Source organism: Bacillus sp. FJAT-29814 (genome assembly GCF_001510715.1).
Taxonomy (GTDB): domain Bacteria; phylum Bacillota; class Bacilli; order Bacillales; family Cytobacillaceae; genus Neobacillus.
Genome location: NZ_LMTJ01000003.1, coordinates 195,991 through 222,852, shown reverse-complemented (window position 1 = coordinate 222,852; position 26,862 = coordinate 195,991). Strand labels below are relative to the sequence as shown.

The following is a 26,862-nucleotide window of genomic DNA, read 5'->3' as shown; positions in this document are numbered from 1 at the left end:
CTCCTCTACTGTAGCTTTATTGGCTTGAATGTTCAAGGGAACATTTTTCAAACAGATAGAAACGCACCTAGCGCTCCGCAATATTCACCATTTTTTAAAAAGATGGCATCCAAACTTAGCATCGTCATATAATTGTTAAGCGTACCCTTTAACAAAGGATTGTCAATTAACGAACTTCCGATAAACACGACCTCTTTTACCTTATGGATTGCAGCTGCCTGCAGGGTTAATAACATAATCGTTTCTGCAATCATATTGGCCAAAGCGGCCATCCTGTCTGCTGGACTGTGCTTAACAGATAATCCCTTTGCAAAATTGGCTGCAGTTAAGTCACCATTAATCGGCGCTTGATCTGATTCGTAAATATCCTTCACCAGCAGGTCAAGATTACCCTTTTGGCCACTTGCAGCCAGCTCAGTGAATTTTTCATAGTTGGCTTCATTCGTTAACAATGCTCCAAGTCCCATAAACGTACCTCCGCCCATTCCGCTGCCAAGAATGCGCTCATACTTTTCCCCATTAACCAAATGCCAAGACGTCCCGGTCCCGACATTTACAATGATAAACGGTGCATCCAGCTTCTTCCCTTCTTCAAGCAAGAGAAGCCGGGCACCTTCACATGTAGCCTGAAACTCCGGCACCATCAACCCATCCGGGAAAAATTTTTGCTGGACGATATGGGCTTTCCCGCCTGTTAAAGCAACACCTAAATCCGGCGCCATCATTTTTAACCATGAAATAGCCGATTCCATTTCACCGATCGGATACTTTCTATAGTGCTTAGCACCGTTTTCCTGGTAAGCAATTTTTAATAATGTCCCACCAGCGTCAATCCCTGCTTTAACCTGTTGCAATTCGATCACTCCCCCAAAAATGTATATTGTTCTTTTTGACATATCTTTTATTTTTCCTGCTTTTGTTGTCACTAATCCTCCACAATCACAAAGGTATTTGTTTTTCATAATGTGCTATGTTTTTAGAAAGGACATTTTTTAACAGAAGGAAGATTACTATGAAAAAATTGATTGCACCAATTCTGGCAGGTTTATTGTTATTAACCGCTTGTCAAAACAGTGAACCAAAGGCTGCTGATTCAAAACTTAAAAGTGAGGCAAGCCAGCAGAAAACTCAAGAAAAAGATCCTAACCAACCTTTTCCTTACCCCAACCTTTTGGCTGAGGATGATCAAACCTATTCACTTTTGGTCGTGGGAATTCAGGATGATGGGGCACCTGTTGAGGAAAATCAAACCATTACAACTGCAGTAAAAAATATTTTAAGTTTACCGGAATGGGATATGGCAAAAAAAATCTATCCCAATCTACATATTAAGAAAAAAACGGCCTTCATTGTTTTTGACAATATTGGCGTTGTACATGAGTCGCAGGACTTGCAGGAATTGACGAACTACCTGACCGAGCACCCAGCTTTATCGCAATAGCTTAAATTTTAATAGAGAAGTAAGTTAGGAGGCCAAACATGATTAGAATAGTAAAAGTGTTAAAAGAAGAGGCGTATACTTTGCATGATCTTATGCAATTTTATATTTATGAATTTAGTCAATATATTCCTTCCATCATGTTGGAGGAAAACGGAGCTTACAAACCCTTCGATTTAACGCTCTTTTGGGAGCGCCCCAACCATCACGCGTTTTTTATTAAAAAGGACAACGAGCTAATAGGGTTTGCTTTGGTTGAAAGCGCCACAGAAACAGAACCGAACACCATACTAGAATTCTTCATCGTTCGCAAATATGCCGGAATGGGTTATGGAAAAATCGCTGCAACTGAAATTTTCAACATGTTCCCGGGAAAATGGCATATTACGCAAATTGAAAAAAACGAACCTGCGAAAGCATTCTGGCGGAGGACTATCTCACAATTCACCGGGGGAAGCTACACTGAAACAACTGACGACCATAAAAGAACGATTCAAGAGTTCGAGACCGTGCTATAAAAGGATAACGGGGTGCCCAGTTTAGACACCCCGTTCATCACTTATCTACCTTTCTTTTTTCAAAAGTACTTATAAAGAAATCGGGTGCAACTTCTATGTTCTCCACTAATGTAAAGCCATCTTTTAGATATAAATTTTTCGCAGGGTAATTATCTTTGCCGGTAGAAACCTTAAAAACTGGAATATCGTTATGTGTGTCCTCGACAGCTTTTAATAGTTTTTGAGCAATTCCCTTTCTAAAATGATTTGGGGAAACCACCGTTCTGCAAATGGTGAGCTCTTGTCCGTTGATTGTGTATGAAATTGCACCAGCCAATTCTTCTCCTTCAAAATACCCCAGGAAAGACTCTCCACAATTCATAAGTTCTTCAAAGCTCTCCTTTAAAGGCGGAATCTCTTCAAAGCCGATTAAGTTTGCTTCCACAAGGTATGAAGCCCTTTGAAGGTCAAAGAGTTCTTTAACTACCTGATTGTTTTGAAAGTCGATTATTTGGATCATAAAGTCAATTCCTTTTTTAAATTTTTGTTAATTTCTTTAAATGAATTATCTATCTACTAAATTAACATAGTTTTGACACGACAATTTGCGTGAACTTCTCCAATTCTTCATAATTCGGCGAATGAGCCGAACTTTCAAAGGTTAACCATTCTTTACTAGGAGCCTGCAATTGGTCGAAAAATTCTTGTGTTGGGGCATGCGGCACCGTTAAATCATGTCTACCCATGATGATGGTAACTGGCACTTCGACATTGTGAATGACATCCCGTATATCTAAATCTCTCAATTCAACAAGCATTGCTTTCATACTGAATAGCTGCCCTCTTAAATGATTAATAACATCCCAGAAAGTGTATTCCTTACTTTTTAAAAGTTGCTTAACAAATACATTTACCAGTTTCCCATCATGTGAAATGCCGCCGCCAAACAAATCCACATATTTTTGATGAACTTTATCATGCCTTAAGCTCTTCCATGGCGGTTTTCCGATCATGGTCAAATCGTTAATCGCTTTTTGGTCGTTGTTTTCCTTCGCTTTTTCCAAAATGAGGTTATAAGATAATTCTTCAGCATCTCGCATACTTGCAACCTGGGAAACACCAAAATAATGTAAAAAATGCTCCGGATGTTTATGAATTGCCAGCATCCCCAGAATACTGCCCCATGAGTGCCCAATTAAATAAATTTTCTCTTTTTGAAACCTTGTCTTTAAATATACAGTTACTTCAATTGCATCGTTTAAAAATTGATTCACACTCATCGATTCTTTTGGAATCGATTTTGAAAAGGACAAGCCTGAACCTCGTTGGTCCCAGTTTACGACTATGAAATGTTTTTCCAGTTCCTGCTGGTATTCCCGATTAAAGCCGATCTGAGCCGCGCCCGGACCGCCGTGAAGCATTAATAATATAGGGTTTTCTATACTTTCCCCACGAATTAGCAGCCATTAGTCGACTCCGCCAATCCTAACTTTTTGCAATTCCGCTACTGCATGTTCACTGTTTATAGTTGGAGTGAATCTTTTAAACATTGTTTTTCCTCTTCTCTTAAAATCATTGGGATATCTTCTGGCCATTTTCTTGGTTGCTAGTAAAATATTACCATGAAAATAAAAAAGCAACACTTATAAAATTAAGTATTGCTTTTAGAATAATAATAATCGGCAGCGACCTTCCAATCATTTTCAAAAACAGACCATAGATTCGGACGGCGCCGTACCGCCAGTGGGTGATAACCCACAGCAGTTGGATACCCGTTGATCTGATGAATCGTGCCCCGTAGCGCTTTCACCTCAGCATCCTTATCGTTGAAAAAAGACTGAACCGCGACATTTCCCAAACAAATAATCAGTTTTGGCTGTTTTTCCATTATTTGTTGATCTAGGTGATTCATACAAATTTGCCGAACATGTTCCTTGTCATAGGCCCTAATAGGCTTTCTTTTTAATATCCAGGTTACGTATAAATCATCCATGGTTAAACCGACATGATGGGCTCCATTTTGGAGAGTTTGCCTGGTGCCGCATACAAATGGATTTCCTTCACGGTCTTCACGGGCTCCCGGATTATCGAGCAGAATCATAATTGGAGCATTCGGATTTCCTTCTCCCCATACCATCCGCGACCCATGCTTGTCGAGACCGCATTCACTGCAATTTTTAAGATGGTCCGGAGTCGGTTCCTCCGGCCAAAGCACCGGGCAGTAGTCAGACATAATAATCCCCCCATTGGTTAATTCAATTTCATTTTTCCCTTTTTATCTGAACCCCAATAATAATTGACTTTTCAGCAAACTTACAATACGATTTGGTACTAAAGAGATATATTTGTAAGGGGGGAGAAATTTGAAATATGATGTGATCGTAGTTGGGGCCGGACTGGCTGGTTTGGTGGCAACTGCTGAGCTTGCTGAAGCCGGAAAAAAGGTCCTTCTTTTGGACCAGGAACCTGAAGCCTCGCTAGGAGGACAAGCCTGGTGGTCGTTTGGCGGGTTATTCCTTATCGATTCACCGGAACAACGGCGGATGGGAATTAAGGATTCAAAGGAACTCGCATGGCAGGACTGGCTTGGCTCCGCTGGATTCGACCGCGAAGATGACGAAGATATTTGGGCCAAAAAATGGGCCAAGGCATATGTTGATTTTGCTGCTGGCGAGAAGCGTCAGTGGTTGTATAATATGGGTGTCCGCTTTTTCCCGGTGGTTGGTTGGGCGGAGCGCGGCGGTTATCTTGCCGAGGGTCATGGCAACTCCGTGCCCAGGTTCCATATTGTCTGGGGAACAGGCCCCGGACTGGTAAAGCCTTTTGAGGAAAGAGTTCGAAAAGCGATGGACGAAGGCCTTGTCGATTACCGGCCGCGGCACCGCGTTAATGAATTAATAACCGAGAAAGGTGCAGTAGTTGGTGCCCGTGGTGATATCCTTGTATCAAGTAATGCTAAACGCGGCGAATCAAGTTCTCGTGAAGTCATTGGAAGCTTTGAGTGCCATTCCCAAGCGGTAATGGTTACAAGCGGCGGGATTGGCGGAAATCATGAGTTAATCCGGAAAAATTGGCCTTCCCGACTTGGAGACGCTCCAAAAAGAATGATTTCCGGGGTGCCGGAGCATGTCGATGGCCGGATGCTGGCCATTACCGAGGCTGCTGGCGGGCGAATTGTCAATCGCGACCGGATGTGGCACTATACGGAAGGAATAAAAAACTGGAATCCAGTGTGGCCGATGCATGGAATTCGGATTCTGCCTGGGCCTTCCTCCCTTTGGTTTAATGCAAACGGAAAGCGTTTCCCAACTCCAAATTTCCCTGGATTCGACACGCTTGGCACGCTCGAAGCGATCATGAAATCCGGCTACGATTATTCCTGGTTTATTTTAACCCAAAAGATTATTGAAAAAGAATTTGCCCTCTCCGGATCGGAGCAAAATCCAGACTTGACCGGAAAGAGCATTAAAAAGGTATTGTCGCGGGTTCTTCCGGGGGCGACCGCTCCGGTCCAGGCCTTCATGGATAATGGTGAGGATTTTGTAATTGCGAATACACTTCGAGAATTAGTCGATGGGATGAATAAACTGTCCGGAGATAACTTGCTTTCTTTGGAAGAAATTGAGCGGCAAATAAAAGCACGTGACCGGGAAATGGATAATAAATTTACCAAAGACCTGCAAATTGCGGCAATGCGGACAGCCCGAAACTACCTTGGCGATAAACTGATCAGGGTCGCGAAGCCTCACAAGATTCTTGACCCTAAGGCAGGACCATTAATTGCTGTTCGGTTAAATATTGTCACCCGTAAAACACTGGGCGGACTACAAACTGATTTATCTGGCAGAGTCCTAGATTCGTCCGGTAATCCAGTACCAGGACTTTATGCAGCAGGTGAGGTTTCCGGTTTTGGTGGGGGTGGTATCCATGGCTACCGCTCGTTGGAAGGCACCTTTCTCGGCGGCTGTTTGTTTACGGGAAGACAGGCGGGCCGGGCACTAGCAAAGGAATTACAATAGTTTTTTTAATTCAATTTTTTCTAGTATGGTCACGTACAGGCTCTCTACGTGACCACCTACTCCTTTTCTTCCAGAAATCGGTCACGTACGGTCCCTCTACGTGACCTCCCACTTCCTTTTTTCTAAAAATCGGGCACGTACAACCCCTCTACGTGACCTCCCACTTCCATTTTTCCAAAAATCGGGCACGTACAGCCCCGCTACGTGACCTCCCACTTCCTTTTTTCCAAAAATCGGGCACGTACAACCTTTCTACCTGACCACCGCCATATCAAACTATCTATTTAGTAAAAAACAGCGAGGAGTTAAAAGCTCCTCGCTGTCAATTTTAATTCGTAAACACAAACTCTGTCCGGCTTCCAGTTTGACCGGCAATTACCTCGAGTCTGGCATCGATGCGTTCCTTTAATTCCGGAACGTGCGAAATGATCCCGACCAGACGGCCGCTGCTTTGGATGTCCATTAACGCTTCAATTGCCTGATCCAAGGATTCAGGGTCTAATGTGCCAAATCCCTCATCGATAAACATCGTTTCCAGAGAGACCCCTCCCGCGTAGTTTTGCACCACATCGGCAAGACCTAATGCCAATGACAACGAGGCCTTAAAGCTTTCGCCGCCGGACAACGTTTTGACGTGACGCTCTTGGCCGGTATATTGGTCAAAGACAAGCAGTTCCAACCCGCTCTGGGCATTTCCCTTGGACCTGTCAGTCTTACGCAACAATTCATACCGCCCAGAAGTCATTTTCCGCAACCGGTAATTCGCCTCACGGAGAATATCATCCAAAAATGCCGCCAGCACGTACCGTTCAAAGGTGATCCGGAAGCTGTTCTGCCCTTTTGTAATTTCATACAGGTGGCCAATCAGCTTATAACGCTCCTCGAGCACCTTCATACTTTCATTAAAGCGCCCTACCTGGCTGTAGATTTCTTCATTATCCCGCTTTTTCACAAACAGGTTTGTATGTTCATGGTTAAGACCTTCAATTCCATTGCCAATTCTGTCAAGCTCAGCCTTTAAGCCAGCAACATCTGGAACCTTCACATCTGCAAGGAGATCGGTCAGTTCTCTTAACCTGTCCGATACAGAACGAAGTCTCTCCCGATAGTCGCGCAATTCCGCACTTAATCTCTGAATCTCAGTTTCTGTGCGTTTGGAAGCGTGGTACACATTGTAATTTTCAAAACCTTGTTCCGAAAGATTTGTCTTAAAGACTTCCCGCTCTGTCAACAGCTCCTGCTGCTTGCCATTCAATAGCTTTTCAGCATCGAGTAATCTGGCAGTTTCAGTGGTAAGCTTTTCCTTCGCAGCCTGCAGGCGTTTCCCAGCCTCCTCGAGCTGTTTCACTAATAGTTCATGACGCTTTTTAGAGGCGGCATATACTCTTTCATATTCGGCCTCAGTACGAAGATTTTCCGGAATCGCATTCATCAATCTTGTCAAATTTGTTTTCTTTTCTGTAAATTGAATCGTTAGCTCTGTTACCTCGGCAGCAGCTTGTTGACTCTGGTTTTGCAGGTTGTGCTTTTCATTTTCCATGTCGGCCAACTGTTGAATGACACGGTCAAATAGCCTAATTTGCTGTTCCAGATTACTTTGAGCCTGCATAAGCCCTGCTCTTTCTGCTTTCACATCACCTTTAACGAAACTGAGGTCCTCTTCGGTAAAACCTGGCCGCAGCGTGACAATTCCGGCAAGAGTTTCTTCAAGTGCCTCCTTGGCCGTTTTCTCGGTTGACTGACACTGATACAGCAGCGATTCATCCGCAGATTTTGCTTTTTCCCATTTGACCGCATCAGCCTTTGCGGCCTTGAGATCTTCCTCACTTGGGAGACCATGGTCATTCAAGCTGGCTGGAGCGGGATGATGCTCGGAACCACAAACAGGGCATGCTTCCCCGGCGTGAAGATTTGCTGCCAACAGGGAGGCTTGTCCATAAAGCCATTTTTGTTCCAGTTCCTCCACTAACGCACGGGCATCCGCCAATTTTGCCGCAGTATTTTCATAGCGTCCAGAAATGGCCTGAAGCTTTCCAACTGACTCACGATGACGTCCAAGTAAAGTCTCGTATTTTTCAAGACGGTCAAACTCGGTTTGCAGCCTGTCAAGCTTGGCTTTATTCTCAAGGTAGATAATTTTCCCTTTTTCAATTTCTTCCTTCTTGGCTTGCAGTACCTTAGCTCTCGCCTCGTTCCCCTCAAGCTGTTTTTCAAGCTGTTGCAGCTTTTCCTTGGCCGCAGCCTGCAAACCTTCTGTTCTGGCTGTTTCCTTTGCCAATGCCGCAAAGGAATATACATCGTCCTTCATATTTACTAGCCGATTCACTTCATCAAGCGCAGCCTGACGCTCCCCTTCTCGGTCTTGTTCTTTTTGGAGCTGGGCATCGTATGTTTCAACCATCGCTGTATACTTTGTGATTTCCTCTTTGATGGCTTTGACATTGGTCTCATATAGATCGGCGTCACGCTTTAGCCGGTGGCAGAGTTCTTCCTGTTTAGCCAGCAACGCCGCCCGCTGTGCCCGCTGAATTTGGACATCGACTTCCTTGAAAAAATCCTCCTGGGACTCGAGCCGGGCTTTTTCCTGCTTTAATTCCTCTTTCGTCTGCAGCTGCTTGAGAATCGCTTCCGCTTCAAATAGCTGTGCCTTAATCCGGTCGCGTTCAGTAGACTTTTCATTGAGTATATCTTTCAATTTTTCAAGCTGCTCGGCCATTCCGGCAATTTCAATTTCCAGAAGCTGCATGATAATCGTGTCATTCACACTGCCCGCTTCCAGGTATTCCCGAAGCTCCTCATTTGTCACGGCCTGAATCCGGCGAATCGCTTCATTTCGTGCTTGGACCTGGTCCTCGACTGACTTTTTCAACTGTGTTGCTTCTTCCTTTAGCTTGTCCTCCACCATTTTATAAAGCTGGGTATGAAACAGCCGTTGCAGGATGACCTCTTTATCTTTGCTGTCTGAGGTTAACAATTTGCGGAATTCTCCCTGTGGAATCATCAGGATCTGTCGAAATTGGTTGGCATCGATCAGCATAATTTCTTTAATTTTTTCCTCGACATCATTGACTTTTGAAGCCAATAAAGATTTCTCACCATCAGTGCTCCACTCATACAGCTCAGCCTTGGCACCGATTTGCGTATACCCGTCACCTTTATCCTTCTTTTTTAACTGCTGTGGGGACCTGGTAATACAGTACCTTTTGTTTCGAAGCGAAAAATCCAACGAAACCTCTGTTAATAGGTCGTCTCTAGCAAACTGGCTTCGCAGCTCAGGACCATTTCGGTCCTCGCCGCTGGCCTTTCCATAAATCGCATAGGTGATGGCATCAAAAATGGTTGTTTTTCCTGAGCCCGTTTTACCTGAAATCACAAACATTGTCCGGTTTCCCAATTTTGTAAAATCAATCGACTCCGTCTCGGCATAGGGGCCAAACGCCTGCATGGTCAATTTTAAAGGTCTCATCCAACCCCCACTCCTTTCATGACTTTCTCAATGATTTCAACCATTGCTTCCTTTTTATGTGTCGAAAATTCAGAAGTGGTCATTTCGGTATAAAATTGCTCAAACAACTCGATTTCCGACTTCTTTTCACTGCGAATAGCCTGTAGCGATTGCTTTTTCTTCAGGTCGGTCATGTCTAATTTCCGCTCAAGATGTAGCACATTCGGATACACCTGCCGCAGTTTGTTGATGGGATCAATCAGCGCCCCTTCATCAAGCAGGGTAATTTTTAAATAATCATGGGTCCGTTCTTTTTCATAGAATTGCGGATCCAATAATTCCTCCAGGTGCCCTTCCAGTTCCCGCATGTCATGGGTGGGTGCAAGTGAGCGGTAGCGATGCGAAAAGTCCCCCTTTTCATCCATTTCAATAATCGAAATGGACTTGCGCTGCTTTGCTTCGGAAAAAGAATATTTTAATAGCGAACCGGAATATTTCACTTTATCGTGTTTGATCGCGTCAGGACTGTGAAGATGGCCAAGTGCAGTATAGGAGAAAGGTTCGAACAATTCCGCACCGACACAGCCGGAGCCTCCAACTGATAAAACCCGTTCGGAATCAGAGGTCTGGCCTCCCAATACAAAGGCATGCCCTACCAATACATTCGGTTCATTAGGATTTAAGTTTTCTTCGATTTTTCCAATCATCGCTTTCATGGCTTCCTGGTGAGAATGAATGGAATCATCACCAAGAACCTGTCGGACAACGCCTGGCTCCGCATATGGAAGCAAATAAAAGTTTACTCCGTTAATCCGAACCGGTTCAAAGCTGTTTGTAAGCTTGCCAGTTAAATAGAATTGGCTGTGCTTGTACCACGAGCTGCCAAAGGAAAGACGTTCGGCGCTGTCATGGTTACCGGCAATCGCCACAACAGGCGTTTTTAACTCGACGTTGATTTTAAACAGGATTTCATCAAGCAGTTCGACAGCATCTGTCGGCGGGACGGAACGGTCATATAGGTCGCCGGCAATAACCACCGCATCTGGCTTCTCTTCCGCGACGACTTCGATAAACTGTTCGAGCACTTCCCGCTGGTTATTGGTCATATAGACGCCATGGACCAGTTTTCCCAAATGCCAATCGGCAGTGTGGATAAATTTCATCTGTATCACTCCATTATGAAACTCTCAATGCTACTATTATATCAAAATAGCGGGGGTCCCGGGGGGTGGAATTCATTCCAGTATGACGAGGGCCATACGGGGCTAGGGGAAATTTGGCAAACAAAAAACAGCCCGGCGCGTTGCCGGGCTGTTATAATTAGCATTAGAATTACTTCTTTGTTACGTTAGCAGCTTGTGGTCCACGAGCTCCTTCAACAACTTCGAAAGATACTTCTTGACCTTCTTCTAAAGTTTTGAAACCTTCAGTTTGGATTGCAGAGTAATGAACGAATACGTCGTTTCCGTCTTCTCCTTCGATGAATCCGAAACCTTTTTCTGAGTTAAACCATTTTACCTTACCGTTTTTCATGAAAAAAAATCCTCCTATTGGCTTGGACAAGCCGTGTTTAAAATTCACCAAATTGCAACGTAGATAGCTTTACTTTAATTACCTCATCCAAACATCGGTTAAAACCTTGAAGAAGTTGTAACATAAATCTTATCTCGTGAATCGGCTGTTTACAATTTAACATTTATTTCATTTGATGTCAACAAAGGGGCAGGCTACATAATACGACACAATTCTATTCCAAGACGTTAGAAACTAATGAAAACGGCACCAACCAAGGATCATTTCCTAGCCCAGACCGATGATAACAGTCTAATCAGTCATGTTGTCTATAATCACAATGAAGAAAGCTGTCAATTTTTGTTGAAAAATATATGGGTTTCCTTAATTTTAATCCGCTATTTCCTTATATTACTGGGAGCCACAATATTCCGGTCAATGATGCCAAGCCGGCATTTGACCCTTTTAATCATGTCATCCACAAATAATTCAAAGCCAATGTAAGTGAGCGAGAGAAAATTCGCATACAGCTTTTTAACTTCCCACTTCAATTCATTTTTTCCGCAAATGCTGTGGCGGTTAATTTGATCTACCTCTTCTTTAATCTTTGCCAACTCTGCAGCCTGCTCCTCCTGTGGAAGAAGTGCCAATTCGTCCAGCTGTCGCAGGAAGTCCACCGATTTTTCGATTTTATAGGCTACTTCATCATGGACTTCTTTCGAGACGAGGTTATTTCTGTACTTAAATTGATTCAGCCTTAATGCAGAATCATAGGTTGCCCGGACAATGTCCTCGCGTGTCATTTTGTTTGTTTCATAGCTTAGCATATTTTTCCATGATGGCTGTTTCATTGCCGCGCGGAAATCCTCGAGCTTGTGACAGAACTTTTTATAGCCGTATTTTTCCGGGTTCTCAAAAGCGGGGCTGCCAGGGTCAAGAAATGGCGATAAAGGTGCCACAAAGTAGGAAATTTTCGTACTTTCGCCGCATTCCTTGTGAATAATTTCACAAAAATCGATATTTCTTAATGCACTGTCGTAGTCTTGATTGGGAATTCCCGTCATAAAGAATAAATCAATCTTTGCACAGCCATGTTTGAGTGCATATTGTAGCATTTCGATTACTTTGGCATTGGTACATGGGAGTTTGCCGTTATATTTTCGGATATCTTCATCTGCAGATTCCAGTGTCAATTCAATGCTATATTTGGGCATCGCCTGGTTCAATCGCTCAAAAAATTCTTCATCGGCATAGTTAAATAACTCAAAAACGATTTCATTTTTCAAATCCATTTTTTCCAATCCGCTCAAGAATTCTTCAACGTATTCCTTCCCGCCCTGGCGGATATCGTTTAACAAGAAAATTGGTGCTCGGGTAAAACGCTGAATCAAGGCAATGTCCTCGAGCATTTTTTTCGGGGAGCGCATGACCAGTTTCTTCCGATTGCAGTTTAATTCATACGCATCCCTTGAGCCGCCGCAAATCAAACAATTGTATGTACACCCTTTTGAAGTTAGAATCGCTGTATTTGGATATTGCAGCCAGCCTTTATAGGGTAATGGGTCCAACAGATTAAAATATTTAAACACCGAACCAATAACATATCGGTACCCTGGATGTTCAAATTCATCGAGACTGTCGGGAACATAGGTCATATCATTATGATAATACTTCCCCTCTCGTTTCCAAGTGAGGTTTGGGATATCGAAAAAGCTGTCCGCGTCTGCCTCCAATTTGTTCAGCAGCATAAGAATTAATTTCTCTGTTGTATCGCCGCGGACGACAAAATCAATGGATGGGTATTGGATCAATTCCTTGTGAAAATAAGTGCTCGATAGGCCGCCAAACATAACCGGCGTATCCGGATGATATTTCTTGACTATTTTGGCAAGTTCTACGCTGCCATGGGCATGCGGGAGCCAATGCAAGTCAATCCCAAATGCCTTCGTCTTGATTTTCCTGAGTTTTTTTTCAACATCAAAATTTGGATTTAGCAGCATCCTGTTGGCGATATTAATAATCTTCACCTTTAACCCAAATCGCTCCAGGTAATCTCCGATACTTGTTAACCCAATCGGGTACATTTCAAATACGGGTGAAGAAGGAACCACATCGCTGATTGGACCTGTAAACAGCATCTCCTTCCTGAAATCATATACGGTTGGAGGATGCAGAAGCACTAAGTCATACATCAGACCATCACCTTCCTTTAATATCTAGTTCCACCTTCATAGTAATACTATTTACTGCCGAAGTGACGGGTTAAATATTACAAAAAAACGATAATTTCCAAATTATAACAATAACTATGTATTTACCTTATAAATAGAAAAAAGCCGAAGAACTTAATTCTTCGGCGCAACCGGCACTTCCTCATCATCTTTAAATCTGTCCAAAATCGTAATAGTATCAACCAGATGGTTATTGAAAATTTGGCGAGCCACCGCCAGCAGTTCGATAATCATCGGGTCCTTAAGCGTATATATGACTTTATTTCCATCCTTTGTTCCGGAAACAATATTTTTAGCCCGCAGTATTTGCAGTTGCTGAGAAACAGCCGATCCTTCACTGCCGACATGGGTTTGAATTTCATTGACACTTTTCTCACCCTCTGCAAGCACCTCTAATATTCGGATTCTTAAGGGGTGTGCCAGTGCTTTGAAAAATTCTGCCTTAAATTTTTGCATTTCCAAATTCAAATCATCATCACCTTTGCCTAATTTACTAGATCGTTGCGGTTAACTTCTGCTTCGATCTTTCCACAGCCTCGGAACCTGACAGCTTTTTACATTCTCTAAACGCAAAATGCTTACAGCCGAGACACTTATTTTTATTTAATTGACCAAGTGCATATTGAATGGCCTCTCCAGTATGTTCGAAAAAGTGCTCTTTCCCAATGACATCATATAAGCCCGTCTTTTTCAAAACCTTTTCCGGCTGAGGATTTAACCCTGATATTAATACTATACCATTTTTGGAAAACTGGCGAACAATACTCGACAAATTCGCTTCCCCGGTTGTATCCATGAAGGGAACCCTTCCCATCCTCAATAACAGAATTTTAGGGCGGTAGTTGATGGTCTTCATAATCGTTTCTTCAAAGCTAAGAGCAGCTCCAAAAAACAATGGCCCTTCAATATTAAAGATACTGATTTGCGGACAATCATGAGTATCGGTGACCATCCCTGTTTCGACCTTTGCCCGATTTGTTTGCGGGTTTGGTAATGCCTTTGCAGTTACCATCACATCGCTCATTCGTTTTACAAACAGAATAGCCGACATGACAAGGCCAACTTCTACTGCTGTCGTAAGGTTGACGAACACAGTAAGTAAAAAGGTGACAACCAGTACCAGTGAATCCGTTGATTTTGTTTTAAAAATATGGGCAAACACCTTTCGCTCACTCATATTCCAAGCCACCACCATTAAGATGGGCGCCATGCTAGCGAGGGGAATATAGGAAGCATACGGTGCAAAAAATACTAATACTAAGAGTACGACGATACCGTGAAAAACTCCCGATAAAGGTGACACGGCTCCGTTTTTAATATTCGTTGCTGTCCGGGCAATCGCACCTGTCGCCGGAATCCCGCCAAACAATGGGGTAATCATATTGGCTATTCCTTGACCAACCAGTTCCCGGTTGCTGTGATGCTTGCTGTTAGTCATACCGTCGGCAACAACTGCTGACAGAAGCGATTCAATACCACCAAGCATTGCAATAATGAATGCCGGCTTAATCAGTTTCATAATAACGTCCAGATTTATTTCGGGAATCTGGATGCTAGGCAATGAATTGGGAATCTGCCCATAAGCCGATCCTATCGTTGCCACCTCACCTGGAAACAAAAGTGCCGCGATAAAGGTCGATACCAGCAAGCCTAGTAACGGTCCGGGAATCTTTGGGGCGATTTTTGGTGTATAAATGATGGTCAATAAACAAATTGCCGCCGTTAGGACGCTGAAAATATTGATGGTACTCAAATGGACCACGAGTTCCCCAATGTTTTTTATAAATTCTTCGTGCTTCTCAATACCCTCTAATCCTAGGAAACTGGCAATCTGACCCGTAAAAATCGTGACCGCAATCCCGGTTGTAAATCCAATCGTGACCGGCCTCGGGATGAATTTAATCAATGAGCCCAGCTTAAATACGCCCATTAACACAAGAATAATTCCGGCCATAAATCCGGCAATCAGCAGGTTTTCATAGCCGTAGGTCATGACAATCCCGAACAAGATCGGGATAAAAGCACCGGTCGGACCGCCGATTTGATACTTCGATCCGCCAAATAAGGAGATGAGAATCCCGGCAACGATGGTCGTATAGATTCCATACTCTGGCTTCACTCCGGAAGCAATGGCAAAGGCCATACCAAGGGGAATCGCGATGACCCCGACAATCAACCCTGAGAGCAGATCTTTTGGCACGCTCTTTAAAGAATAATGATGGAACCTTTTGTCAGTAAACATGTTCACCCTTCTTATCTTCTTATTTTGTTATTTTGTATATCTGATTATTTGAATATATAATAATAGATTACTAATATCAAGTGGTAAATACTAAAAATTGTTCATTTGCTTTTGTAAATCTTTCATGATACAATAGCCAAGCGATGAGCTGAATTGCATAAGCCGAAAAACATTCCTTATGGAACACACAATGTGGAGTGTGGTTTTTCGCCGCAATACGCAGGAGGACGCCTGAACTATTCAGGCGTCCTTTTATTTTGGATTTTTCTGGTTAATGTTAGCACTTTCTTCCTATTTATTTTAAAATATAGTTGGGCCTTTATTTTTTAAAATAAGTGGAGGGAACGGGTATGAATAACCACGAAATTGATTACAAGATTTACGGCGATGATATGCAGTTTGTTGAGGTTGAACTTGATCCGCATGAGACAGTCGTTGCGGAAGCGGGAAGCTTTATGATGATGGATGATGACATTCAAATGGAAACGATTTTTGGAGACGGCTCCGGCGCTGGCGGTGGCGGCTTGATGGGGAAGCTTTTCTCTGCCGGTAAGCGAGTCCTCACTGGTGAAAGTTTATTTATGACAACGTTCACAAATGCAGGTTCGGCTAAACGTCATGTTTCGTTTGCCTCTCCATACCCAGGAAAAATCATTCCGATGGATTTAAGCCAGCTTGGCGGCAAAATCATCTGTCAAAAGGATGCCTTTCTTGCTGCGGCAAAAGGAGTCCAGGTTGGAATCGAATTCCAGCGCAAAATCGGCGTCGGTTTCTTTGGCGGAGAAGGTTTTATCATGCAAAAGCTAGAAGGCGATGGAATGGCGTTCGTCCACGCTGGTGGAACGATTACCAAAAAGGAGCTCCTTCCTGGCCAGACATTACGCGTTGATACTGGCTGTTTGGTGGCGTTGACTCGGGATGTAAGCTATGATATTGAATTTGTAAAAGGAGTTAAAACCGCGTTGTTCGGCGGCGAAGGTTTGTTCTTTGCCACGTTGCGCGGTCCTGGTTCGGTATGGATTCAATCGCTGCCATTCAGTAGGCTCGCAAGCCGCGTGTTTGCAGCAGCTCCTCATCGCGGCGGCAGCAAAGACGAAGGCAGCATCGCACGCGGGATTTTTGATATGTTTAATGGGGACTAATTTAGGGCTTGGAGCAGGGTCGAAATGACCCTGCTTCTTTACTTCAAATCAAAATTTCTCAGTTCCTTATACGCCTGCTCCCTCGCCAAATTATACGATTGCCAAGGGTTATCCGCTGAAACGGCCTCCTGCTTCCTGTCCTGTATGATTGGGCCCAAGCCCTCGATTGCCGGATGCTTTTCATAAAGTTCAATCAAACCTTGTACACCCGTGTACGATAAGCTGTTCAAGTAGTGGACATCAATTTTTTCAGTGGCCTCATAACGCTCGATATTCTTCTTCACCACGAATCGATCTAAATCAATCACAGCGATCGCTGTGTAATAGATTAAAGATGCAATAAAATAGAAATGGAATATGGAAAGCTTCTCCATCCAAATTTTCACCAGCGTATAAACCAAAATGAACACTAAAAATAGCATAAACGAATGAACCAATACCCTGGTAAAGGTAAATCCGTAGGCTTCTTCATACATACTTAAGCGCATGAAAGCGGAGCTAAGCATAACGAAACTTGATCCGACCAAAAGCGTGAGCAAAACCTGTGTCATCATCTTAAGACCGGTCAGGCTGCGGTCAACGAATGTCAACACGATAACCGTTACAGAAAGGTTAAACATCGTCACAAACAGGAGTTCAAAAAATCCCTTTCTGGCATATTCTGCATACGTATAGTCTGATTGAAGGGTGCCGCTGAAGAAATATTTAAATTGGACAACGGTAAACAGCACATATACCAGATTGATTAAAACGAGAAAAGTGACCGTAATAATCGCATCAATTTTGAAACCTTCGGCATGGTCTTGCTGCTTCAGCACCTGGATGTGTTTTTTCAATAGAACTTGCATATAAGAAAAGAATGCAGCTGTTAAAAATAGGACGACCAATAACCTAATGAAGTTCTCCATATCGATGACAAGAAACCAATTTGGAATCCCGCCGATCATTCGTTCGAATTGGGTATCGGCCGACATTAAAAGTCTGAGTACAACTGCAAGAATCGGGATTGAGATTAGAACGCCGATCAGCACTTTTTTCCAGATTAACAATTTGTCTTCATCGACTCCCCGTTTTACCCCCTTCCCGATCACTCCAGCACTTTCGCCTACGTATTTGAAGACCCCAAGCAGCTTGGTGAATAAGTAGTGGAGGAAGGCAAACTGATTCCAGTTTAGATTTTTCGGGCTTGTCACCACCGCCAAATGAGCAATTGCCAACGCCGGGATAACCAGCATATTTAACACCTGAAACAGAATGTTATCATTAATAAAATATCCTGCAGCCAATAGCCAGATACAGCATAACAGCAGGTAGCCAAAGCGCTGGTGAGAAAACGAAAACCCGCGGAAGCGCCAAAAAAACACACCATAAAATGCGGTGATAAAGACCAAATAAGAAATCCCAATTTTCCCTCGAAGGAGCGTCTCCTCCGCCAATATTCCAAGCAGCAAACATAAAAACAAAAAGACCCAATCTTTTGTTGCAAACGTCTTCTCCATTGTAATCATCACTCTCTCCATTGAATTTCTATATATATCGTTATTCTAGGTATATAGGCAAAAAAAATGCTCATATCGAAGCTTTCCTCCCCCAGCGGTAGCCAAGCAAACTGATGGGGTAAAGAATGACGGTAAAGATGATACAAGCAATAATAAATGTTTTCGTCAATAGCGGTGCAAACCACGAATGCGGAATGATTTCAAACACAGTTAATATCATGAGCAGCAAATTGGGCATCAGCGAGAGCAAAAACGTTTTCTTGAGAAGCTTGCGGCCACCGTGACCAAAGCCTTTGCCGATTTCGTACCCAAGCAATGCCCAGAAAAACATATATAAAAACGCAATAAGGGTTGGGATGGCGGTTAGATGCTCCCATATGGTTGTGAGCCATGTCCATTGATAGAGATTATGTACGAGTGTTAACAAGCTGCCGCCAACGAAAAAAAGAATGTTCATCAAAATAAACAGCCACTTCATATTGCTTGGGGTAACCGCTAGTTCTTCTTTCCAAGCTTCCGCAATTTCTTCCGGACTACCGAGCCTTGAAACAATTGATTCCATTAATTCTTCCTCATTCAAGCAATGTAATGATTCAAGAATAATTTCGTCAATATGCGATTCATATTCAAGAAGAATGCTTTCTTTGTCCGGATGCTTCCCAAGTCCTATGGCAAGTTGCTCCAAAAACCTACTCTTCGGCCGTTCCATTGTTTGATCTCCCGATTACTTTGTTCATGACTTTTACAAAATCCTGCCATTCCCGGGTTTTTTCTGATAATAGCTCCCTGCCTGCTGTTGTAATCCGATAATACTTTCGTGCCGGCCCTTTCTCCTGCTCCTGCCAATAGCATTCGATGTACTCCTGCTTTTCCAGCTTGTGAAGCGCAGGGTATAACGTCCCTTCTTTAACACTTAAGCCTTTGTCGCTGCGCTGTTCAAGCTCTTTGACCAATTCATAGCCATACATATCGCGTTCATTTAGCAATTGCAGCAATATTAACGAAGTACTTCCCTTGACTAATTCACGGTTAAACATTTTCTCACCTACCTAGTTTTATTAGGTACATAGAAATTCTATAATAAAATTTTTATCCTGTAAAGAAAAAAGTGACGATTTTTCATCGCCACTCTCATTTCATCTTCAAATCCTTTTGCTGCCGCTTAATGTATTGGTCGCGCTCGCCGCCATCAGACAATTCCTCGGAAAATTCGTGGTCTGTCTGTTTTCCGATAAAATTTCCTGTCCGAAGTGTTTTCGGAGGCAGATTATTATTTGGGGCTGATTGCCCGTTCCATTTGTCCAATTGACTCACCTCCACTTTAGTATTGCCGAAAGTAATCAAAAACGCTCGGCAGATCCCAAACGTTATTCATGGTAATCAGATCACCATTTTCTTATTATTTTGCAGCTGGAGTTCTTGATTCTCCAAATCATCCTGCTCACGATTCTTTTTAATCTTAAGGTGATAAATCAAGTAGCAGCCGATTACAAACGGAACGCCAAGATATAATGCCAAACGCTGTTCCGAGTCAAATGCCAAGCTAGCCAACACGGTGATATTCAATGTTAAGGCGATAAGCGGAAGAACCGGGAAAAACGGGGTCCTAAATTTTAGGTCCTCCACCTTTCCGCCTTCACGAATAAACTTGCGGCGGAAAGCTATTTGCGAAGCTGTAATCGAAATCCAGCCCACCTAACCCAGCAACGGATAAAAGCCAAACGAAAACAGTTTCTTCTGCAAAAAAACCTGATAATAACGATAATAACGATAGTGTAGCCTGAACCCAAGAAAAGGCCGGAACCAATTACCCCACCCAATGAAATCATAAACAGATGCCGTGATTTCATGGTTCTTTGCAGTTCTTGTTTCTTGTTGTTCTCTGGTAATTGCATGAAACTTCCCCCTTTGTCCATAGAATGCACTTTCATTATTGCAAAAAATCTGGATAGAAAAAGGGAATTTTCCCCAACAGCGAGTTGTCACAGTCTGAATTTTTATCAAGGGGGCACTCACAAATTGACATAACTTTCATAAAAATATTATTACATAATAGTTTTTCAGCAGCAGCCGGACCCCTATTTTTAGGGAAAACGGAAGCATAAATATTCCATTATAACCCAATACTAATTTAAAAAGCCTGAATGGTGAGGTGAAAAAAATGGGACTACTCAGCTCGTTTAATCAATGGAGGGAAACGCGTTACCAAAATCATCTCTCCAACATGAGAGACCAAGGCAAGTGTCCTGATTGCCAAGGGCGGGGCTATACGGTCTATCCATATAATGAATTTGCCTATTTCAATTCATTTGAATGTCCAGGATGCCAAGGTAGCGGGCATTATACTGATTGGGAACAATATAGCTAAATAAAAATTCCCTTCATGCATTAGGCATGAAGGGATTAATTTTTTACACAGGCTTCTTCATCATGGACTTATATATTTTTGAGGTCCTAACCTCAATTGTTAATGAACCTTTTTTATAAACTGCTTTTAACAGTAAAGGCACGCCGGTCGTATTTTTGAACCTGAAGTCCTTCCCACCATAGGATACCGTGGCATCCCTCCCTTTCGGCACATAGCCGACATCGAGGGAATGGAAGTGTCGCTCAATATAGGTGACAGGTAATTGATCAATGGTATTAAATAACGTCGATGAGGTTTGGCAAATACCTCCCCCAATTCCGTCAACTAACTTTCCATCGATGATTTCTGGTGCTTTCTGATAACCGGTTTCCGCAGTTCTTGGTCCCACGGTTGTATTAAATGAGAATGAATCTTGGTCACCAAGAATAATATTATTTATCGCCTCGGCAGATAATTCAATATTTTTTGACCTTCCGGCAACATTGCCATTAAAGCGGGTTGTAAACGAGGCGACCAATACTTCATCAAGTGTTGGCACATCTTCCATTTTGTAGCCACTGGCAGTCGTGTAAAGCGGTATCTCAACATCGCCGCCTTTTCCGGATGCTTGGAGGAGTCTTTCCGTCAATTCGGTCTCATCAAGTAACGTTTGTGGATTACCTTTGATCACCTGGCCATTTTCATCAATTTTGTCAAGCGTCATTCGCTTATCGTAACCCGGTGTGTCTTTTGTACCTCTAGCCAATTCTTTTGCCCATTTGGCGAGTTCTGCTTTATATTTTTCATTGTCTGTCCCGAATCCATAGTCTTTTGGCGTATACGATTTTATGATAGCCTTTGTATTCGGGTCAATTATATTGACAATAACAGGCTTTTCAACTTTTGGCTCAGCCGGTTTGGTCTTCTCCGCTTGTTTCTGCTCCACCTCGGTTGCCTTGACCTCTATTTCCTTGACAGTTTTCTCTAGGCATCCGACCAACCCAAATAAACTGGATACGACCAATAACAACAACAACCTACGCCGTTTAAACATCCCCAATTGTTCCCCCGTTTTTTATTTTTTCCATTGCTCTTTTGTAACTTAGACGCATGTCGTAAGCAATTAGTTTCAGGAAATCCTCCAGTTTATTCCATTTTAGTTTCTTTTTCCTGGCAAACATTCCTTTCACACAATGATAGTTTTTTATTTTACCAGCTTAAGTGCTAAAAGTCTTATTTCCATTTTACCCCGCCCAAAGTGAATAAAGAAGTGAAAAAGGTCCATATTATTGATAACCAGCTAAAACTTTGGGGGTGCGGAAATGTCTGTCATTGTGTATCAGACGTTCGTAGTAAAACTGGAAAAGTTTAAAGAAGCAATCGAAAATTTAAGAGAAATTAAAAAATACAGGATGGAGAATTTTAATCATAAAGTCGACATTCTCACACCGATTTCAGGAAATGACCATACATACGCACTTCTATCTACCTACGATGGTTTGGCAGAAATGGAATGGCAAAATAAAAAGATGTTCGATGATGAAGGATATTTGGAGCTAATCGGTCCATTTTTTCTTGAAAACATCGTGGAAGGCAGCATGCATACTCAAATTTACAGAACCTTAAGTGACAAAAAAGTTAATGACAAAAAAGGGGATAAATAACAATAAAAAAGCGTACAAATATTTTTGCATCCTTACAACGAATCTCAAATTTTAGAAAGCGTTTCAAATTTTTAATTTTAGATAAAATGCACAAAAATGTCCATGTATAACCAACCCAAAAATACGGATTGAGAATTAGGCATTATATACAATAATTTGTGTTCATCTTTCAGCCAACCAAACAAATATCTTTTGTGTTTTAGCACCTAATGTCATCTTTTGCAAAAAGGCCGTCAGCACATTTATGTGCTCACAGCCTTTTTTCTTTGTTTCGTTTTTTTATTTTTCTTTCCATATTTGCTCAAATATTATTGCTGCAAACGTTCCTACTAACAAACCATTTTTACCGATACTCTGAACAATAGATGGAAGGCCATTAAATGCGTCAGCAGATATAAACATCGTTCCGATGCCAAGGAGTAATGAAACACCGATGATTGTAATATTTCTGTCAGTTAAAGGTTGTTTAGTTAGCGAACGAACGGCAATTCCCAGCATTTCAACTAGTGTAGCCAAAAGTGCTGCACTGGCAACTGGTAAAGGCAAGGAAGCCAATGCTCCAACAATACTGGGAAACAATGAAATTATGATAAGAATCCCGCAAGCAAATAAAAACGGTAAGATTCGATATTGCTTTGTTAATTTTACAAAGCCCGCAGTAGCCGGCAATGGTACAACAGCAATAGTAGTAAGGATACTAGAAAGAATATGGGATATCCCTCCTGCCCAAATACCTTTGTACAGTCTTTCTTGTCTTTGATAATTATTATGAGGATTAGCATCCTCAGCAGCAGTGATCGCAGCAAAGGTATTGGAAATAAGTAAAAAGGTAAATAAAATAGCCGTAATGATTACTCCGACATTTAATTGAGGCAAACCCCAGGGGAAGATTTCAGGAAGCTTAAATATTTCCGATGAAATCGATCCTTCTTTGGTGCCTTTTCCTAATAGAATAAAAAGAATCCACCCTACTATAATACCAATTAAAATGGCATAATTTTTCAACCAGCCTCTGCCTTTGAAGGATAGGACTATAATGAAGGCAAATATCAGTACCGCTATAATAAAACTTACACTATCAATTCGACCAGTTTTAACCGAATTGGATACCATACCATTAACAAACACACCGCTCAATTGAAGGGCTAGAATAAACAAAAACGTACCGGTAACTAGTGGAGTAAAAAGAAAAAGAAAATGGCGGACCCATTTTGTTATTCCTAAGAATAATAATAGAACACCTGCCACCATCACACCTGTCTCAAGTGTTTGTAAGGTCTCTAGCGCTGTAAGTCCTTGCTCCGTCCCAATACTAGCAAAAATAACAAAAATACTGACCCATGAACCGGCCGGCCCATCTGCAATCGGCAAACGATGTCCAAATCTTGCTTGAAGAAATGAACTTAGTCCTACCATAAAAAATGTTCTTTGCATTAGGGTAGATATTTCCGTTCCGTTAAGATGAAACATATTTCCAATAACTATAGGAAGGGCAATCGAGTTAGCCAGCAGATAGATAAACCATTGGAACGTACTTAAAAAGTTATTTTCACGAATCATGGATGCATTGGACACCTTTCAAATATTCAACATATTCCTCTCGGTAATAATATTAAATGATTTAATGCAAACCGTCATTGTTTATTGATCCCAAATATCCCGCTTCCCCTTAGGCAAAGTATACAATGAAACATGTCCATTTTTAGTTAGTTTGAATGGGTCATATTTATTACTTTTTTGATAAACTTAATTAAGTTATTTGATTGAAATCAGCCTAAGAAAGTACATAAGGGAATGGAAGTGGTAAATGTTGAAACAAACAGTCTTATATAAACAGAATGATTCTTTTTCTGTTAAAGCGGATTTTTATTCTGCCAATCGTAATTTTGCACCCGTTGTGGTTTATATTCATGGCGGTGGTTTGATATGGGGGACAAGAGAAGAACTTAATGAAGAAATGATACAATTGTATATTAATAATGGATTCTCTTTGTTTTCCATCGATTATCGTTTAGCCCCCGAAACAAAACTGCCAGGTATACTAGAGGACATTGAAGATGCAATCGATTGGCTAATTACCAAAGGAACTGAACAATTTTCTATTAACCACGAGAAAATTGCTGTTGTCGGCAGTTCAGCAGGTGGTTTTCTAGCTCTATGTTGCGGAATGTTTAAAAATAAACCAAAGGCTATTGTATCCTTCTATGGATATGGTGATATTTTGGGGAAATGGGCAACTACCCCTAGCAGCTTTTATTGTCAAAAGGACATGGTACCTCAAAATGTAGCAAATACCCTTATTTCTGACTTGCCGCTTACAGATGCCTCTGTAGAACAGCGTTTCCTGCTTTACGTGTACGGTAGACAGCATGGGAACTGGATCGAGCTCATTACCGGTGTTAATCCTGAAAGCAATAAAGAGGAACTCAAGAAGTATTGTCCAATTTACAATGTCACAAGTGATTACCCGCCAACACTGTTCTTACACGGAACAAAGGACACAGACGTTCCATATGAGCAATCAGTCTTTATGAGAGCTGCCATTATAAAGGATGGTGTAGAGGCAAAATTAATTACCATTCCTAATGGAGAACATGTTTTTGATAAAGATTTTCATAATCCAGTTGTACAAAACGCTCTTAAACAGGTGATTGATTTTCTACACACTCATCTTGCTTAGACACAAAGAAAGTCCGTCATTGTCTATTGACATGACGGACTTTTTGCGGTCTTTTGAATTACTTGTTGTTTAATTCATGAAAATGCTCAAAAAGATGGTCGCAGTCGTCTCTCTGCTCAACTTTTACCATTTTTATAACACTCTTATCTTCACCAGATAAATATTTGCGCAGGTGCATGTCTGAGAAACCATGCTTGTCTGCATCTTCCTTTGTATTGACATAAAAAACTTCTTTTATTCCAGCCCAAATCATGACAGCTACACACATTGGACACGGCTCACACGTAGCATACATAACACAATCCGATAAATCAAATGTACCTAATTTCTTGCATGCTTCTCTAACGGCCACCAGTTCTGCATGTGCGGAAGGATCAGTATCTCTAATCATCGTATTACTCACAGCTGCAACAACTTCACCGTTACGGACAATTGTTGCACCAAAAGGTCCGCCTATTCTTTTGTTCATCCCTTCAATTGTTGCATCTACCGCCATTTTAATGTAATCCATAGCCTAATTCCTCCAAGTGTTGTTTATATGAAATTTTGGAATTTAAATACCAGAGTGACTTTCATTCTTACTCTGTAACAGGACCAAGATTTTCTTTCTTATTTACATAAAGTTTGTATGCTAAAAATGCTGCAATTAGTAGATATCCCACAACGAAAGGCATTGCAATATCTTGTGCAAATCCAATAGTGCTTGTATGAATTGCACCAACAAAAGTTAATAGGGCTCCTAACACTGCAGCTATTATGCCTCCAATAGGCGTGTTACGGATAGTAAATACTGCAATACACCCCCAGAGAACACTAGTAATAGGAGCACCATTACCGAGAGCAACCAAACCATCATAGAAAAGTCCGGCATTGTGAAGTGCAAGTGAGGAAACTTGATTTTCAGCTGCACCTACCGATGTACCAGCAGCTGAAAGTGCATTATTAACAGCAACAAGTGCCCAGTTAGCAACCCATGGGAAGAAACATACAAAGATTGCCGGAGCTTCAAATTTTGGACTTTCTTTAACCACTTGATGCCCTGTTACAACCGCGATAAATACGAGCATCGGAACAATAGCGGCAATTGGGACTACAGCAAGCAACAGACCCATAAGACTGAAAATTGATATAAAGAAAATGGCTGCAGAGCTAGCAATAGAATAACCTAAACCTGCACCAACTTCTTTCCAGCCAGCATGACCTACATATACTGTTACTGGGAATGGGTTACCACAAAGGTTGCCTATTAAAGTACAAAAGCCGTTTGTTAGCATAACATCTCTAGTTTTGTACTCATCCCCTGAAACAGCAGCAGCTTCAACGTTTTCTAAATTAAAAATGTAGTTAGCCAAACCAAGTGGTACAGCAGTTAATAAATATGGCAACGCAGCTTGAAAACTGTCTGCAAAACCAGTTAAATGCAACATAGGAGGATTAAAGCCAAATGATTTCAGCGCTTCAGTCACATCAGCAGGATTTTGATATCCAGCTATCCAAGCAATTGCAGTTCCAACTACGATCAATAATAAACCCGTAGGTATTTTCTTTAATACTGGATGTTTACTTAACCAGTTCATGAAGATGATTATTAATGCAACAAAAGCTACTACAGGCATTTCAAAAGATTGCAGCATTGGGTTCATGCCCAAGAATACAAATGCCAAACCTGCCAAGGCTGCCAGCAAGACAGTTCTTGGAACGATTTTTCGAATAGTTTCACCAAGGAATGCTCCAAGGAATAAAATGCCAGACTCAACAAAACCCCAAAGGATAGCAACTGTTGTTGTGAAAGCAGCGTCCTGTGTTTGATGATACAGAGGAAGCATAATCACAAATACGATAAGGAAAATACCAGGTGAACTAGAGCCTGATGGTAGTGCGGTAACATCAGTTCTGCCTGTTTTCTTAGCTAATTTATACGCAAAATAAGCAAATACAATACCAGATAGCAATACAGCAAGTCCAAAGCCAGGGACAATTTGTTTAAAAACAAACTCTGTTGGCATCCCTACTACACCGATTAATAATGAAATCATAACCAAAAAGTCTGTCAAAACATTAACGAACAAACCGAAGGAAGCAGCAATGTCTCCTTTTTTCCAAAAAGCTACATTTCCCATATAAATTTCTCCTTAAAAATGAATAA

The 26,862-nt window shown here is 41.9% G+C and carries 24 protein-coding genes and 1 pseudogene; 6 read left to right on the top strand and 19 right to left on the bottom strand.

Translation table 11 applies throughout. From position 1 onward, the window contains the following. Positions 1-47 precede the first annotated feature (47 nt). Positions 48-926, bottom strand: coding sequence for a type II pantothenate kinase (gene coaW / locus AR334_RS08875; protein ID WP_253701234.1), 879 nt, complete (start codon positions 924-926; stop codon positions 48-50). A gap of 86 nt (positions 927-1,012) precedes the next feature. Here coaW and AR334_RS08870 point away from each other — a divergent pair, with 86 nt between their 5' ends. Together AR334_RS08870 and AR334_RS08865 are read left to right on the top strand one after the other, a co-directional pair. Further along, positions 1,013-1,441 (top strand): hypothetical protein, encoded by a 429-nt coding sequence (locus tag AR334_RS08870; protein WP_066308353.1) that lies wholly within the window; start codon positions 1,013-1,015, stop codon positions 1,439-1,441. Positions 1,442-1,479: 38 nt separating this feature from the next. After that, positions 1,480-1,956 carry a GNAT family N-acetyltransferase gene (locus AR334_RS08865; RefSeq protein WP_066308351.1) on the top strand — a complete coding sequence of 159 codons (477 nt, stop codon included), beginning with the start codon at positions 1,480-1,482 and terminating at the stop codon, positions 1,954-1,956. Between the two features lie 37 nt (positions 1,957-1,993). Here the strand turns inward: AR334_RS08865 and AR334_RS08860 are convergent, their stop codons facing one another. The 3 genes from AR334_RS08860 to AR334_RS08850 all read right to left on the bottom strand — a co-directional run bounded on the left by AR334_RS08860 (position 1,994) and on the right by AR334_RS08850 (position 4,168). Next, positions 1,994-2,455, bottom strand: a complete 462-nt coding sequence (locus tag AR334_RS08860) for a GNAT family N-acetyltransferase (protein WP_066308346.1) — start codon at positions 2,453-2,455, stop codon at positions 1,994-1,996. Between the two features lie 61 nt (positions 2,456-2,516). Beyond that, positions 2,517-3,356, bottom strand: coding sequence for an alpha/beta fold hydrolase (locus tag AR334_RS08855; protein WP_253701232.1), 840 nt, complete (start codon positions 3,354-3,356; stop codon positions 2,517-2,519). Between the two features lie 230 nt (positions 3,357-3,586). Then, a complete protein-coding gene (locus tag AR334_RS08850) occupies positions 3,587-4,168 on the bottom strand; it encodes a uracil-DNA glycosylase (RefSeq protein ID WP_066308345.1) in 582 nt (193 codons plus the stop codon). A gap of 130 nt (positions 4,169-4,298) precedes the next feature. Between AR334_RS08850 and AR334_RS08845 the strand changes: the two genes are divergently transcribed. Continuing rightward, positions 4,299-5,954 (top strand): FAD-binding dehydrogenase, encoded by a 1,656-nt coding sequence (locus AR334_RS08845; protein ID WP_066308343.1) that lies wholly within the window; start codon positions 4,299-4,301, stop codon positions 5,952-5,954. A 328-nt stretch (positions 5,955-6,282) separates the two neighbouring features. On the opposite strand, the gene AR334_RS08840 is transcribed toward AR334_RS08845, so the two are convergent. The 6 genes from AR334_RS08840 to AR334_RS08815 all read right to left on the bottom strand — a co-directional run bounded on the left by AR334_RS08840 (position 6,283) and on the right by AR334_RS08815 (position 15,384). Continuing rightward, positions 6,283-9,420 carry an AAA family ATPase gene (locus AR334_RS08840; protein ID WP_066308340.1) on the bottom strand — a complete coding sequence of 1,046 codons (3,138 nt, stop codon included), beginning with the start codon at positions 9,418-9,420 and terminating at the stop codon, positions 6,283-6,285. Continuing rightward, positions 9,417-10,562: an exonuclease SbcCD subunit D gene (locus tag AR334_RS08835; protein WP_066308338.1), complete on the bottom strand. Its 1,146-nt coding sequence runs from the start codon at positions 10,560-10,562 to the stop codon at positions 9,417-9,419. The genes AR334_RS08840 and AR334_RS08835 overlap by 4 nt, the downstream gene beginning before the upstream one ends. 169 nt (positions 10,563-10,731) lie before the next feature. Next, positions 10,732-10,932, bottom strand: coding sequence for a cold-shock protein (locus AR334_RS08830; protein WP_042463935.1), 201 nt, complete (start codon positions 10,930-10,932; stop codon positions 10,732-10,734). Between the two features lie 377 nt (positions 10,933-11,309). Then, complete coding sequence (locus tag AR334_RS08825; protein ID WP_082692862.1) at positions 11,310-13,103, bottom strand: TIGR04190 family B12-binding domain/radical SAM domain protein; 1,794 nt, start codon at positions 13,101-13,103, stop codon at positions 11,310-11,312. 153 nt (positions 13,104-13,256) lie between these two features. Beyond that, positions 13,257-13,610 carry a metalloregulator ArsR/SmtB family transcription factor gene (locus tag AR334_RS08820; protein ID WP_066308329.1) on the bottom strand — a complete coding sequence of 118 codons (354 nt, stop codon included), beginning with the start codon at positions 13,608-13,610 and terminating at the stop codon, positions 13,257-13,259. Positions 13,611-13,635: 25 nt separating this feature from the next. Next, positions 13,636-15,384: a SulP family inorganic anion transporter gene (locus AR334_RS08815; protein ID WP_066308327.1), complete on the bottom strand. Its 1,749-nt coding sequence runs from the start codon at positions 15,382-15,384 to the stop codon at positions 13,636-13,638. A 350-nt stretch (positions 15,385-15,734) separates the two neighbouring features. Here AR334_RS08815 and AR334_RS08810 point away from each other — a divergent pair, with 350 nt between their 5' ends. Further along, on the top strand, positions 15,735-16,526 hold the full coding sequence (locus tag AR334_RS08810; protein WP_066308324.1) for a TIGR00266 family protein: 792 nt from the start codon (positions 15,735-15,737) through the stop codon (positions 16,524-16,526). A gap of 38 nt (positions 16,527-16,564) precedes the next feature. Here AR334_RS08810 and AR334_RS08805 read toward each other — a convergent pair whose 3' ends face one another. From AR334_RS08805 to AR334_RS08785, 6 genes and pseudogenes are all read right to left on the bottom strand, one after another. Beyond that, positions 16,565-18,034, bottom strand: a complete 1,470-nt coding sequence (locus AR334_RS08805) for a DUF4153 domain-containing protein (protein ID WP_253701230.1) — start codon at positions 18,032-18,034, stop codon at positions 16,565-16,567. A 61-nt stretch (positions 18,035-18,095) separates the two neighbouring features. Then, positions 18,096-18,734, bottom strand: a complete 639-nt coding sequence (locus AR334_RS08800; protein ID WP_066308320.1) for a hypothetical protein — start codon at positions 18,732-18,734, stop codon at positions 18,096-18,098. Further along, positions 18,715-19,062, bottom strand: a complete 348-nt coding sequence (locus AR334_RS08795) for a PadR family transcriptional regulator (RefSeq protein WP_066308317.1) — start codon at positions 19,060-19,062, stop codon at positions 18,715-18,717. Before AR334_RS08795 ends, AR334_RS08800 begins: the two co-directional genes overlap by 20 nt. Positions 19,063-19,156: 94 nt before the next feature. Continuing rightward, positions 19,157-19,330, bottom strand: coding sequence for a hypothetical protein (locus AR334_RS29885; protein WP_172799187.1), 174 nt, complete (start codon positions 19,328-19,330; stop codon positions 19,157-19,159). 75 nt (positions 19,331-19,405) lie between these two features. Then, a pseudogene (locus AR334_RS29460) lies at positions 19,406-19,799 on the bottom strand (amino acid permease); the annotation flags it as partial. A 637-nt stretch (positions 19,800-20,436) separates the two neighbouring features. Next, the gene (locus AR334_RS08785) at positions 20,437-21,426 is read right to left on the bottom strand and encodes a VanW family protein (RefSeq protein ID WP_066308311.1); all 990 of its coding nucleotides are present in this window, start codon (positions 21,424-21,426) and stop codon (positions 20,437-20,439) included. Between the two features lie 268 nt (positions 21,427-21,694). On the opposite strand from AR334_RS08785, the gene AR334_RS08780 reads away from it, so the two are divergent. Further along, a complete protein-coding gene (locus AR334_RS08780; RefSeq protein ID WP_066308305.1) occupies positions 21,695-22,036 on the top strand; it encodes a hypothetical protein in 342 nt (113 codons plus the stop codon). A gap of 279 nt (positions 22,037-22,315) precedes the next feature. On the opposite strand, the gene AR334_RS08775 is transcribed toward AR334_RS08780, so the two are convergent. After that, on the bottom strand, positions 22,316-23,596 hold the full coding sequence (locus AR334_RS08775) for a purine/pyrimidine permease (protein WP_066308302.1): 1,281 nt from the start codon (positions 23,594-23,596) through the stop codon (positions 22,316-22,318). A gap of 247 nt (positions 23,597-23,843) precedes the next feature. On the opposite strand from AR334_RS08775, the gene AR334_RS08770 reads away from it, so the two are divergent. Then, positions 23,844-24,716 carry an alpha/beta hydrolase gene (locus AR334_RS08770; protein ID WP_156431225.1) on the top strand — a complete coding sequence of 291 codons (873 nt, stop codon included), beginning with the start codon at positions 23,844-23,846 and terminating at the stop codon, positions 24,714-24,716. Positions 24,717-24,774: 58 nt separating this feature from the next. Here AR334_RS08770 and AR334_RS08765 read toward each other — a convergent pair whose 3' ends face one another. Both AR334_RS08765 and AR334_RS08760 read right to left on the bottom strand, forming a co-directional pair. Continuing rightward, positions 24,775-25,227 carry a nucleoside deaminase gene (locus AR334_RS08765; protein ID WP_066308299.1) on the bottom strand — a complete coding sequence of 151 codons (453 nt, stop codon included), beginning with the start codon at positions 25,225-25,227 and terminating at the stop codon, positions 24,775-24,777. Between the two features lie 67 nt (positions 25,228-25,294). After that, complete coding sequence (locus AR334_RS08760) at positions 25,295-26,836, bottom strand: xanthine permease (RefSeq protein WP_172799186.1); 1,542 nt, start codon at positions 26,834-26,836, stop codon at positions 25,295-25,297. Positions 26,837-26,862: the final 26 nt, after the last annotated feature.

Coding starts and splice junctions, on each gene's coding strand:
- AR334_RS08870 (WP_066308353.1), top strand. CDS start 1,013: ATGAAAAAATTGATTGCACCAATTCTGGCAGGTTTATTGTTATTAACC.
- AR334_RS08800 (WP_066308320.1), bottom strand. CDS start 18,734: ATGGAACGGCCGAAGAGTAGGTTTTTGGAGCAACTTGCCATAGGACTT.
- AR334_RS08770 (WP_156431225.1), top strand. CDS start 23,844: ATGTTGAAACAAACAGTCTTATATAAACAGAATGATTCTTTTTCTGTT.
- AR334_RS08775 (WP_066308302.1), bottom strand. CDS start 23,596: ATGATTCGTGAAAATAACTTTTTAAGTACGTTCCAATGGTTTATCTAT.
- AR334_RS08850 (WP_066308345.1), bottom strand. CDS start 4,168: ATGTCTGACTACTGCCCGGTGCTTTGGCCGGAGGAACCGACTCCGGAC.
- AR334_RS08810 (WP_066308324.1), top strand. CDS start 15,735: ATGAATAACCACGAAATTGATTACAAGATTTACGGCGATGATATGCAG.
- AR334_RS08835 (WP_066308338.1), bottom strand. CDS start 10,562: ATGAAATTTATCCACACTGCCGATTGGCATTTGGGAAAACTGGTCCAT.
- AR334_RS08765 (WP_066308299.1), bottom strand. CDS start 25,227: ATGGATTACATTAAAATGGCGGTAGATGCAACAATTGAAGGGATGAAC.
- AR334_RS08825 (WP_082692862.1), bottom strand. CDS start 13,103: ATGTATGACTTAGTGCTTCTGCATCCTCCAACCGTATATGATTTCAGG.
- AR334_RS08840 (WP_066308340.1), bottom strand. CDS start 9,420: ATGAGACCTTTAAAATTGACCATGCAGGCGTTTGGCCCCTATGCCGAG.
- AR334_RS08760 (WP_172799186.1), bottom strand. CDS start 26,836: ATGGGAAATGTAGCTTTTTGGAAAAAAGGAGACATTGCTGCTTCCTTC.
- AR334_RS08785 (WP_066308311.1), bottom strand. CDS start 21,426: ATGTTTAAACGGCGTAGGTTGTTGTTGTTATTGGTCGTATCCAGTTTA.
- AR334_RS08855 (WP_253701232.1), bottom strand. CDS start 3,356: ATGCTTCACGGCGGTCCGGGCGCGGCTCAGATCGGCTTTAATCGGGAA.
- AR334_RS08780 (WP_066308305.1), top strand. CDS start 21,695: ATGTCTGTCATTGTGTATCAGACGTTCGTAGTAAAACTGGAAAAGTTT.
- AR334_RS08805 (WP_253701230.1), bottom strand. CDS start 18,034: ATGATTACAATGGAGAAGACGTTTGCAACAAAAGATTGGGTCTTTTTG.
- AR334_RS08815 (WP_066308327.1), bottom strand. CDS start 15,384: ATGTTTACTGACAAAAGGTTCCATCATTATTCTTTAAAGAGCGTGCCA.
- AR334_RS08795 (WP_066308317.1), bottom strand. CDS start 19,062: ATGTTTAACCGTGAATTAGTCAAGGGAAGTACTTCGTTAATATTGCTG.
- AR334_RS08860 (WP_066308346.1), bottom strand. CDS start 2,455: ATGATCCAAATAATCGACTTTCAAAACAATCAGGTAGTTAAAGAACTC.
- AR334_RS08865 (WP_066308351.1), top strand. CDS start 1,480: ATGATTAGAATAGTAAAAGTGTTAAAAGAAGAGGCGTATACTTTGCAT.
- AR334_RS08830 (WP_042463935.1), bottom strand. CDS start 10,932: ATGAAAAACGGTAAGGTAAAATGGTTTAACTCAGAAAAAGGTTTCGGA.